The organism is Flavobacterium sp. LC2016-23 (assembly GCF_009674775.1).
Taxonomy (GTDB): Bacteria; Bacteroidota; Bacteroidia; order Flavobacteriales; family Flavobacteriaceae; genus Flavobacterium.
Genome location: NZ_WKKE01000002.1, coordinates 199656 through 211981 on the forward strand (window position 1 = coordinate 199656; position 12326 = coordinate 211981).

Here is a 12326-nt window from a genome sequence, read left to right on the forward strand (position 1 = left end):
AATATTCACCCAAAAACAAACAACATGAAAAAAATTACGAACTTATTCTTTATTATGCTGATCACAGGATTATCCTTTGGTCAGGGTAATGCCAATGCGAAATATACGCGTTGGAATGTTGATACGCCTGAAGGAAAGGCCAATCTGGTAGCCATGAATACCGCTTTTGAAAAAATGCGCGCCATGGGCTGCGATAATGGCCTGGCCTGGTATTATCAGGGTGCCATACACAATATTCCGACTGTGATTAATGGCAAAAATGTACTTTGCCCGCAGTATCAGAGCAGTAAAGATAAACTATGGGCATGGGCCGATTGTACGCACAACGGATCAGACAGTGCGTCTTTGAATTTTCTTTTATGGCACAGAATGTACATTTGGTACTTAGAAAAAATTGTACGTGAATTATCCGGAAAAGAAGATTTTGCCCTTCCGTACTGGAATTACGGCAGTAAAATAGTTGACGAGAATATTATGCCGGCACAATTAACAGACAAATCGGGTTCTTTGTATACGGCAGCGCGATACAGTATCCTGAACAACGGGCAGCCTATTCTTAAGGATCAGGTCGATCAGATTCAGGCGTCACTGGGAGAATTGCAAACCAACCCTTCTTTTAGCGGAAAGGCCGGATTTAGCAAAAGTCTCGAAATCGCTCCTCATGGCTACATGCACGATCTTATAGGAGGAGAATACGCCAGTCCGAGCGAAACGTATTATAACGAAATCTACCAGAAAGAATATTCAGGTTTAATGGCCAATGTTCCGTCTGCCGGATTCGACCCTGTTTTTTGGTTACATCATAGTATGATTGACCGTATTTGGGAATCCTGGGATGTTTCGGCTTATGGCCGGCGTCCGAGTCTTGAAGACCTAAAAGCGAATCCGTGGCCTTATGAGTTTATCACTCCCGATGGCAAACATATTACTTATACGATGGAGGAAGTATACAAGATTGTTTTTAATCTGGATTATAAATATGATAACCTGCTTTACGGATCCAAGACTCCTGTTTTAGCTTCTAATGAATCAACTGCAAAAAAGAAAATTGCCTTTCAGGATTCAAAAGAGCAGGTGGTCTGGGAACAGAAAATAGGGAAGGTGCTTGGGACTAGTGCTTTTAGCCATAAAGTAACCAGCACATTCGCCAAAAGCACGAATAAAGTTTTTAAAAGTGCCAATTCTAAATTAGTCCTGAATTTAAGTGTATCGGTGTACAAAGAACCTAAAGATTATTATACCGTTTTCCTTAGATATCCGGGCAAAGCAGATCAGTATGTAGGCACAATGACTTTCTTTGGAGTAGCCCACGATCATGGCATGGAAGACGACCATCCGATAAGCGAAGACGGGATAAAAGTGAATTTCTCGTACTATATTTCAGATGACTTAGCCAATACCGACAAGAACTTCGAAATTATCATAAAAAAATCCGGAGCCGGAGATGCTAAAGTAACACTGGAAAAAATTAGTGTAACGAAGGCTAATTAAGCATAAAACAATACTAAAGGAATAAAAAAACGGCTGTCATCTGACGGCCGTTTTGCATTAACCCGTTGGGTGTAATTCAAAACGGGTGTCAGGCTGAGCGGAGTCGAAGCCCTTTTCATGCAAAAAAGCCTTCGACTCCGCTCAGGGTGACATTCATTTCTATAAGAGTAAAAATGTTTGATTCAAATTTATAATTTTTATGTATTTGTTTTTCAGATCACATCAGCGTTTCAGTACATTACCCCCAACGCGTTAATTACTATTTATTTCTATATTTGCAGTATGCAAAATCATGAAAGATGAACTACAAAATATCATTTCAGGAAAGAGCCAGGTTAGGCATGGAAGTACTATCCAGACAATCTCCCGTTACCTTAGAAAAAGCAAGAGCACAAGCAAAAAGACTTAGCGAAAACAGTATATCAAAAGAAAAAAAAATAAATAACTATAATATTATGATGAAATGCTTACTGATTGGGCTTAACTTTTTTTATTTAACTATTGCTTCTTCTCAAAATCTGGAAAAAATTAATTCTATTGAAGAAGCTGAGAGTTTTATTCAATTAAATCCAAAAGCAGAAATTAGAACCTTAGAAATTACTACTGATAGTCTAGATTATTACAAAAATAGATTTCTTGAAAAAGACATGATCGATAAAAATAGAATTGTAAAAACGGAACCTATTATCTCGATGAGAGTAAGTTATATTTATTTAGATGGCAGTAAATTGACTAATGATAATATTAATAAAAAAAGACAAGAAATTATCAAACTATACAAAAAAGGGAAGTCCTTTGGAGAATTAGTCGCTACTTATAGTATGGATAGTAATGTTAACAAAGGTGATTTAGGATGGTTTAATGAAGGAACTATGTATAAAGCATTCGAAGATGCAATTAAATGCCATAAAAAGAATGATTTGTTTGAAGTTGATATTCCTGAAAATAGATGGTATTATGTTGTTTTGAAAACCTATAATGATTTGCCTAAATCGATTCTTTATATTTTGAGTGTACTTGACTAACAACAATCTAAAAAAAAACTGTATAAATAGGCATTTTCGCGAAAGCGAATCCGTATAAGCTGCATCTAAAATCGCCCCAACATCAGGGCGATTTTTATTTTATATAAAAGTATAATTTCTAAGAAATCATCATCTTCACTCCCAAAATGTGTTTGCAGATTCCTCTTGTGCCCTGATAAGCCGTAAACCAGTCGCAGGTACATCTTTGCGAGTTATTGTCGATAATTACCTTGTGTAAAACGCCCGAACCTTTTACTTTGGCTTCGATATAATCGGCTCTTCGTTCGACGATTTCGATGTCTTCGTTAGCAATAAGTTTTTTGGCATTTTTAAGCCTTGGGTTTAGCGATAAAATACGCTCGGTTTTAAAAGGAAGACGTCGGTAGAAATGTGCTTTTTCGCTTACATCATAACCCAATAATCCCATCGATGATAAGTTGGAAGTCAGATTATCCATAGTACCAAAATCAATATCGTTTTCGATAGAAAGCATGGTGGGGTCAAAAGTTTCATTCGATTTTAATAAACTGTTTAATCCGTACACCCATTCTATGGGTAAGTTTTCGGTCATGGTTTCCAGTACATTTCCTTCTCCTGAAAAGCCACGGTACGAATCGGGAGAAAAGGCCATTAAAAGCTGCATTTTTCCAAATTCGGCGACTATTGCACACGTTTGTTTGTCTGACGATTCATAAATATAAATTTTATCTACAATAGCCAGAATTCCTTCTAACAGACGCAATCTTTGTACGCCGCCAATTCGAACGCTGTCGGCTGTAGCCAAAGTCGAAAACATAAATTTCTCGGCTCTTTTGGTCATGAAAAAATCGCCCTTTACAGAACCTTTTGGTAAACTCTGAAACAATTGGATGGTCTGAATTTTATTCAGTTCAAACTTCAGATCCATATCTGCCAGATACAGCTGAACGCTTGTTAAACCTTTTATCCAACGCATGGGTAAGGTTACTTTTTTCTCGGTCACTTTTGCTTTGCTGGTTATCACCTGAACTTCCTGCTGACCCACGGCAAGGGTTACTTTTTCGTTTTTCTGAATCGCATTTAAGGCATTCAGCATCGGATCATTAAAATCGACATTCGTGGTTCCGTTGGCAATAAATTCACCGTCAATCGCTTCAGGTTTCATATCCAGCCGTACGTACACACCATTGCAGGACGAAAAACCTTCGAAACGCAATCGCTCAGATCCTGCCGATACAATAGGATCGCGCAGACTTGGCGGAATTGGCCCAAAACTGGAACGGACTACTTTGGCAATCGTTGTCCAGCATTTTGCCGTGACATAAGGATCGGTCAGGCTTCCCCAGAAAAAACACGGAATGTTATTAACTTCTTCAATTTCGGTCTGATGGGCCAGAACCAGATTGTTGATGCCTTTTGCTTTGCTGTACGTTGAAATTCCTTTGTAATTATATTCGAGATCTGTCATTTTTCTTTATTTTAAAATTTGCTTAATCAATGATTTAAGCGACGCATTATCTTTCCATTGTTCAAAGAATACCAGGGCTTTGGCCGATGGTTTCTGATTGGTTTTGGTCAAAATATCCAGATAGTTTTCTACTATTTTCCTGAAGTTGGTTGGTAATTTTTCTTTTAAATCAAGATTTTCAAAGAACGAGTTTAATAACTTCAATAAGGCATTATTATGTAAGGGCGAAACATCCTTCAGGGCAATTAATCCCTCGACTAATCTTAAAAACACACCATATTTTCCGTTTGTGAGAAAGGCTGTTTTCTGGGCAAAAAGCGCAACATCAATAGCTTGTTTTTCGATGAGGTTAATTAAAACTTCGGAGGCCTGCAAACGTAACTCTTTCTGTTTTTGAAAGAAACAACAGGCGTAGACAAGTAGACTACTATCTGAAAATTGAAACTCAGGCCGATTGATGATGTCCAGAAATGCTTTTAATTCTGATTTCGTGCCATCACCATCGGTGTTCTTACAGATTTGCAATAGTAGTAAGGAAAGAGCATCTGCATTTTGAGGTGTTAAGCTGTGCCAGTAATAAGTGTTGCCCGCAGAGTTAAGCAAGTAATTATTACTATCCAGATATTTGTATAATCTTTCCTGAGAAGTCAAATTATCCCAATCATATCGGTCTGATCGCTTAAAAGCATCAAGGCTATACAATAAATAATTCGGAACTTTTGAATGATGCGGTAAATCAAATCGTAGTTCGTACCAGGATGGACTTCGCTCTTTTTCTTTGGTTTCGTAATTCTCCCATTCGTACCATAGCTCTTTAAAAGTAATCTCCGGTTTAAAAGGAGCCACTACAAACGGAATCTCTTTTAAGTACGTGTTTTCAAATTCCGGGAAAGTATGGGTAGGATAAAAAGTTCTGGCGGCGACTGCCCAAAGCGATAAATTGTCGTCTTCCCCGGTTGCTTTTCCTATAGTAGCTAATAATTTCAATAAAATTGATCCGGTATCTAATTTTATCTTTTCAGTAACACCAAGGCAAAACGATAATAACGGTTTCAACTCTCCTTCGATCTGATCTAATAACGGAATCGCTTCAGATACATTTTCTCTGGGCATACGGGCAATTGCGATGGCTAAATCTACGGAGTCGATGGCTTCGTTTGTAGTTTGATAGTCAATAATTCTTTGTAATAAAATCTTTGGAGCAATCCAATAGGGCTTGTGACTTGGGAAGGATAGCAAAGGCAAGGCAGAATTTGAATCTATTTTTTGCTGTACCTTCTCTAATAACGTCCGAATTGATATTAGAATATTGATTATTGTTCTTGTATAACAATTCCTGCTTTCAAATTTAGTTTTGCGATTAATATTTCTAATTTTTTCAAGCAATAAGGCTATCATATAATCTTTGTGGACAATCTCGAAATATTTCTTTTGCAGTTGTTTTTCATAAGGCTGTAATTGGGAAGTATAATCTGCCGGAAATAAATCCCTCTGCGTGATATAGGTATTCATTAAAATTTCGGTATCTAAAAATTCTTCCGAATTAATGAAATTCCCAAACTGAAAAACGATATCATTCCAGTTTTTTGGCAATACAACTTCTTCTGTAAGTAATAGCTTTTTTTGAGGTTTAAAAATATATTCTTCTAATGCAGAATCGTCAATAGTGAAAGCGTCTTTGTCTAAAAAATACGTCAATCCAGACTTTATATTTCCCCGCATTAAAGTGACATAAGACGATAACTTTTCTTTCAGCGCCTGATCTTTTGGATTCGCAATTTTAGTGATAATTTTGGTAGCACGTTCTTGTAAAGCCAAATCCGCTATTACATAAACATCTGCAATAAGCGAAGCAATGGTATGGTTTAATTTCGGGTTTGTCTTATTTAATTTTTCAAGAATGGGTAAAGCATTTTTAATACCGGCTTTGCAGTCGCTTCGCATCATTAAAGGTTCGAGCCATTCCAGAAACGATTTAGTTTTAAATTTAGGATGATCGTATATTTTTTTAACCAGTTCCATTCCGTAACTGGTAATAGGAGAGTAGGCATATTGTAAAAGCGAAAATATTTTTTCCTGATGAAGGATCAGTTCATCAGCTGTAAGATTTAATTCTTCGATTCTTTTTCTAAAAAACAATTTCAAAGCATTGTCCCATTCTTTGGTTTGAATCTGGATGGCATTTTCAATAAAAAAAGCACGCCCCATTTTTTTATCATCTAACAACGATTTGTAAATAACGATCCAGGTGTAAATGCGGGTATCATTTTTCCAGAAGTAATAGTGATGTAAATTTGTTTCGTAATTAAACAACTCTGGAATATCCCTTTGATAAGCCGTTTTATCATTCAATAGTGGCAAAATAAAATCGGTCATTATTTTTACGTTGTGGTCACTGGTTGTTGATAAACTTAAGGTATATAATTCGGGATTAAATTTAATTAAACCAAGATCTTCCAGTTTACGGAGATTGTGATAGTGGAAACCAACCCAGCTCTGTCTTTTTAAAATTCCTAAGATAAAAGTTTCCAGCCAGTTTGGTTTTGCCCAAATTAAAATATCAAGTATTTGTGGTTTCTCATCTATTTTGTTCAGTAATGTTATAGCTTCCTCCCAGGGATTAATATCAGTTTTATCGAATAATGCTATTGCGCTAAGGGTAATAATGTCTTTTTGTTTCCACCATATAGTTATAGTTCCCGTTATCCAGTGACGTCTGTATTTTTTGATATGTTTTTTTAATACTTCAAGATTTCCTTTTGATTTTTCTTTCAGAAAGGGCAACAATAAATCGATATTGTTAGATTGTATGATTTCGTCGTATTCCTTTAGAAGTTCATCAACAGTAGTGCTTTTAGACGCTTTTGCTTTTGAAGTTACACTAACATCACCAGTTTCAGAATATCCTTTTTTAATTTTTTCGGCTAGTAATTTTTCCGCTGATTTTAAACATTCTGCGTCTGTAGCAAATGTTTTGGTTTGAGTAGTTCCTGAAGTTCCGTTTTTTCCATAAGTCACAGTATATTCTAATCCTGTAACGTCAATTTGCCAGAACTTATCGGAATTTCCATCTATGTATTTTAAGTGTTTTTTCATGTCTGTGTTAATGAAAGGGTGGCGTAAAATTTGAAATTAAGAAACCTTTTGGTGCCAAAATCCACGCGAATTTAATTTGTTATCACAGAAAATTACTGAAGGATGAAATAAGTGGTACAATGATGAAATCACTGGTGTATAGATGAAAGAAGTGGTTATTATAAAAAAAAAAAACGGCTGTCATCTGACAGCCGTTTTTCGTTGGTTATAGTATTTTGATTATGAATTTTGCCCGTAAATTTTAGCGTAAAGATCTTTGTAGATTTCTTTGATGATTTTACGTTTCAATTTTAAAGTTGGAGTAAGCTGACCGCCATCAATAGACCAGACATCGGGAGTTAACTCAAAACGTTTGATTTTTTCCCAGTGACCGAATTTTTCGTTGATTCCTTCGATTTCTTCGTCGATGCGTTTGATGACATCCGCATTGGAAGCGATTTCGGCATTGGAACTTCCTAAAGTAATTTTATGGATTTTAGCCCATTCTTTTACGAATTCAAAGTTAGGCTGAATAAAAGCAGCCGGCATTTTTTCGCCTTCACCAATGACCATGATCTGCTCAATAAAACGGGATTGTTTCATGGCATTTTCGATCAATTGCGGCGCGATGTATTTTCCGCCTGAGGTTTTGAACATTTCTTTCTTACGGTCTGTAATTTTAAGGAAGCCTTCGCTGTCAATTTCTCCGATATCCCCGGTGTGGAAATACCCGTCCTGTAAAGCTTCTGCTGTTTTTTCAGGGTCTTTGAAGTAGCCTAACATTACGTTTGGTCCTTTGCAGAGGATTTCTCCGTCCTGGGCAATTTTTACTTCTACGTTGCGTATTACTTTTCCAACCGTTCCTATTTTGAAACCTTTGTTTCTTTGGTCGTTTACGGCAATTACCGGTGATGTTTCAGATAAACCGTACCCTTCCATAACCGGAATTTCGGCAGCGGCAAAAACTCTTGTTAAACGGGGCTGTAAAGCAGCACTTCCGGAAACCATTAAATCTAAATTGCCTCCCAAACCTTCTTTCCATTTGCTGAAAATAAGTTTTCTGGCAATTTTTAACTGGAATTCATACCAGAAACCATTGGCTCCGTAAGGTTCGTATTTTAAACCTAAATCGATAGCCCAGAAGAATAATTTTTTCTTGATGCCGGTTAATTCGCCACCTTTCGCGTAAATTTTATCGTAAACTTTTTCCAGAAGTCTTGGAACAGCCGTAATCACGGTTGGTTTTACTTCTTTCAGGTTATCGCTGATTTTGTCAATAGATTCTCCAAAATATACCGAAACGCCATAATACTGATAGATGTATAAAATCATTCTTTCAAAAATATGACAAATAGGAAGGAAGCTCAATGCGGTGCTTTTCCCCGGATCAAAAGGAATTCTCGGTGCACTGTCCAAAACATTCGAAACAATGTTGTGGTGGGATAGCATTACGCCTTTTGGTTTTCCCGTCGTTCCTGAGGTATAAATAATAGTGGCTAAATCATCTGCCTTTATGCTGTCTTTTCTCGCTTCCACTTCAGACTGATTGCTTTCGTCAGCCCCTAAAGTCAGTAATTCAGACCAGTGTTTGCAGCCTGCAATTTCGTTAAAGGAATACACCTCTTTTAACGTCGGAACGTTGGCTTTTATGGCATTTACTTTCTGAAGTACTTCGTCATCGGAAACGAAACAGTAAATGCTTCCGCTGTGGTTTAAAATATATTCGTAATCCTCTTCGGCAATGGTTGGATAAATTGGAACGTTCTGTGCCCCGGTCTGTAAAATACCAATATCCATGATATTCCATTCCATGCGGTTATTTGAAGTGATTAAGGCAATTTTATCCTCTTTCTGAACGCCCATACGCAATAATGCTCTTGATACGGCATTTGCTTTTGCAATATATTCCTGAGTGGATGTTTTTTCCCAGACTCCATTTTTTTTGGTAGCCAGAGCAACCGGAAGGTCGTAAGTTTCTTGTTGATAATAAGGAAAATCAAAAAGGCGTGTGATTGAAACCATGTTTAATATATTGAATTTTACCGCAAATTAAATAAAAAATGGGTATAATTTTTAGTTTTATGAAATTTTATGGCAAAAATTATAGGTACTATTAAAAATCAACGAAATCGTTTTCTTTTTAATAGCAAATTTTCGGAAAAAGAAAGAAATGTTTAATTTGAGGACTGCAATTTACTGCACATTAAAATCTTCGTAGCTTTTTACTCTTTCTCCCATCAGGAACATTTTCTTTTTGGCGAAATGAATAGAAAGCTGGGTGTAGTTCCACTCATCACTGTCATTGGTTCGGTACCAGAACGTATAGGATTTACTGTTGAAGCCTTCCTTAAAAACGGGAACACCTTCTTCGGTACATTCAATTCCCCAGTTGATCTTTTTCTTGCTTAAATCGTCGTTCTGAATCACTCCTGTACCGTCCGGATTTAATACCGTGCTGGGCTCTTTTTGCCCGATAGGTAAAAAAGTTCCCTGTATCGGATATTCAATAGTAGTGGTGATATAACGCTCACGGCCTTTGTAAAGGATTTTATCTATAGTAATATCTTGTGAATAGGATTGGGTAGCAATAAAAAATAATGCAAAAAGGAATGCTTTTAAAATTTTCATTTCTATGTAGGTTTTAGTTGTTTTTGGGCCTTCAAAAAAATCCCGTGGCAGGATTTTTTAGGCGAATATAGTTCAAATTTCTATAAAAAAATGAATCCAAATTACAAGAATGAGATTTTTTTTAAACAATTCATTTCCAAAGGGAAATTACTCGGTTGAAAATTGATTTTCGAGTAGTTTTTCTTTAAAATCAGATTTGAACGTATAGGCAAAAGTCAGCAGCAACGCCCTGGTGTCTGATTTGGAAGTCCGGTTGCCGTTAAAGAGGGAAGTAGTGTTTTTATAACCGCTTTCAAGTGTATTGAATATATCGGTAACCACAAGGCCTAAACGCGCATTTCCTTTTCCTAATTTTTGCTGAAAACCCAGGTCAGCATTATAAACCGGAATTCGTTTTCCCTGCGGAGTTGCCAGTGCCGAATTGTAATTGCCGATGAGCTGCAGTTTAGCGCCTTTCCACGGAATAAAATTATGAATCATTTTTCCGTACCAGCTAAAAGCATTCTGAACCACGTCCTGAGCCAGGTTGTCTGCCTTTATGTTTTGCTGAAAAGCCGTTACACTAATGTTGGCATCATAAAAAGGAAAGGGTTTAAAACTGAAAATAGTTTCTACACCATAGGTAATTGTTTTCCCAATGTTTTCAGGTCGCAGTAAAACAACACCATTGTCCTGAAGCGTTGCATATTGTTTGATCGTGTTGTTAGCATTCCTGTAAAAAGCGTTGGTCGAAAAAGAATAGTGATCCCATGCTGCATTGTAACTCATTTCAACGATATGGATGATTTCAGGCTTTAAATTGGGATTTCCGGTATGCGGATTCAAAGCATCGGTGATGTCAACAAACGGATTCAGATTGTCTAAATCAGGACGATTGATACGCTTGCTGTACCCGAATTTTAAGAATTCATCGGATTTTAAGTTCAGCTGCAAAGAAGCCGAGGGAAATAGTTTAAGATACTGATTGGAAAAAGCATCACTGTTGTTTTGTGTTTTTCCGCTATTCGAAACCTGCTCGCCACGAATCCCCAGGTTGTATTTCCATTTTGGATTTTCTGTAGGTCCAATAAAGGAATTCAGCATTCCGTAAACGGCGTTTATTTGCTCATCAAAATCAAAAATGTTGCTGGCCAGCGGATTAATTACATAATCGTTATTGATTTGATCTGAACTTTGAAAATCGGAATTGAAAAATCGGAAGGTTCCTTTGTACCCCGTTTCGATTATTGATTTTTCTGCAACGGGAAATGTATAGTTGAGTGTAGCATTTGAGATATTCTCTTTTTCATAATTATGGGTTCTTTGCAAAAAAGGATTTCCGGTCAATATTTCATTTTCATCGTAATTATTCGTGTCAATATTAGTGTTTTCCCTGTGGAAATTATAAGAAGAAGTAATTCCTGCATTCAGGATTTTGCGGTCATCAGAAAATTTACGGTCATAATTAAAAGCGAATTCGGCTACTTTCGAACGTTCTAGTTCCAAGGAATGCCTGGTGTTATTAGAGAAAAAAGCATTGGTATTGGTGTTGACTTTTGTCTGTAAGGTTTCATCATTATCCTGAGTTTCTAAATTCCCAAGTGCTTCAAAAGAAAACGTATTTCTTTCGTCCGGGGCAAAATCAACATCGAATTTTAAATTTTGCAGGCCTTCCGTACGCTCGTCATTTCTGTTTTGCGTAATTAAATGTTGGTCATCGATAAAATAATTGGTTCGGTCTCCTTTTATTTTTTTAGTTCTTCCGGCAAAACGATTGTCATAGGCCAGACCGAAATTCCATTTTTCTGTTTTCTGGTTCAATTGTACGGAACTGTTCATTCGGCCTTTGGCTCCAAAACCACCGCCCAGCACTACCGCACCGTTAAGACCGTTTTGGTTGTTTTTTTTAAGTTTAATATTGATAATGCCGCTTTCTGCATTGGCATCGTATTTTGCCGTCGGATTGCTGATGACTTCAATGCTTTCGATGCTGCTTGCCGCAATCTGATCCATATTGGTAAGGGCAGAGTTTTTTCCATTAATTAGAATCATGGGTGTTTTTCCTCTGAGTGAAATAGCACCATCTGCGTCAACGGCAACGGTCGGAATACTTTTCAGCATATCTGTGACAGTTCCGCCGGTTTGTGAAATATTCGAAGCCGCATTAAAAACAAAGCCTTCGTCTGTTTTCTGAATTTGTTTTTTTCTTGAATTTACGGTCACTGCATTCAATACGTGGGTGTCATTTTGTAACACAATTGTCCCGAGACTGAGCGGTGCGCCTGCTAATTTTATTTTTTGGGAGACGGTTTTAAATCCGATTAACCTGAATTGCAACTGATAATCACCTGAAGCTATATTTTCGAGTAAAAAATTGCCTGAAGCATCGGTCACGGCATACGAAACTACTTTAGTGGAGTCGTTGCTGCTTCTGAGCACAACGTCAACAAATTCTACGGGAAGCTTCCCGTCGGTTACAGTTCCTTTTACAGCAGCTGAATTTTGACTGAATGTATATGGGCTTATGCTAAATAAGAAGATGAGCAGTGTTATTTTTTGCAGGTAAATTTTCATAAAGACAAAGATATTTATCGAATGAAATACACTGAAATAAACTGGCTTAAGATAGCATTAAATTAAGCTTAGCCTGTTTTAAGGTTTCATTGCCATGCAAAAAAAAA

7 protein-coding genes are annotated in these 12326 nt (G+C 37.0%); 2 read left to right on the forward strand and 5 right to left on the reverse strand.

Going from position 1 to position 12326, the window contains the following annotated elements:
* Positions 1 to 24 precede the first annotated feature (24 nt).
* Both GJU43_RS02440 and GJU43_RS02445 read left to right on the forward strand, forming a co-directional pair.
* The gene (locus tag GJU43_RS02440; RefSeq protein WP_154339257.1) at positions 25 to 1491 is read left to right on the forward strand and encodes a tyrosinase family protein; all 1467 of its coding nucleotides are present in this window, start codon (positions 25 to 27) and stop codon (positions 1489 to 1491) included.
* A gap of 299 nt (positions 1492 to 1790) precedes the next feature.
* A complete protein-coding gene (locus GJU43_RS02445) occupies positions 1791 to 2516 on the forward strand; it encodes a peptidylprolyl isomerase (protein WP_154339258.1) in 726 nt (241 codons plus the stop codon).
* A gap of 118 nt (positions 2517 to 2634) precedes the next feature.
* Here GJU43_RS02445 and GJU43_RS02450 read toward each other — a convergent pair whose 3' ends face one another.
* The 5 genes from GJU43_RS02450 to GJU43_RS02470 form a co-directional block, all read right to left on the reverse strand.
* Entirely contained in the window at positions 2635 to 3963 is a 1329-nt protein-coding gene (locus tag GJU43_RS02450; protein ID WP_154339259.1) for an SWIM zinc finger family protein, read from the reverse strand.
* A 6-nt stretch (positions 3964 to 3969) separates the two neighbouring features.
* Complete coding sequence (locus GJU43_RS02455; RefSeq protein WP_154339260.1) at positions 3970 to 7059, reverse strand: DUF6493 family protein; 3090 nt, start codon at positions 7057 to 7059, stop codon at positions 3970 to 3972.
* A 219-nt stretch (positions 7060 to 7278) separates the two neighbouring features.
* Positions 7279 to 9060 (reverse strand): long-chain fatty acid--CoA ligase, encoded by a 1782-nt coding sequence (locus GJU43_RS02460; protein ID WP_154339261.1) that lies wholly within the window; start codon positions 9058 to 9060, stop codon positions 7279 to 7281.
* Positions 9061 to 9231: 171 nt separating this feature from the next.
* Positions 9232 to 9666 carry a hypothetical protein gene (locus GJU43_RS02465; RefSeq protein ID WP_154339262.1) on the reverse strand — a complete coding sequence of 145 codons (435 nt, stop codon included), beginning with the start codon at positions 9664 to 9666 and terminating at the stop codon, positions 9232 to 9234.
* Positions 9667 to 9813: 147 nt separating this feature from the next.
* Positions 9814 to 12219, reverse strand: coding sequence for a TonB-dependent receptor domain-containing protein (locus tag GJU43_RS02470; protein WP_154339263.1), 2406 nt, complete (start codon positions 12217 to 12219; stop codon positions 9814 to 9816).
* Positions 12220 to 12326 lie beyond the last annotated feature (107 nt).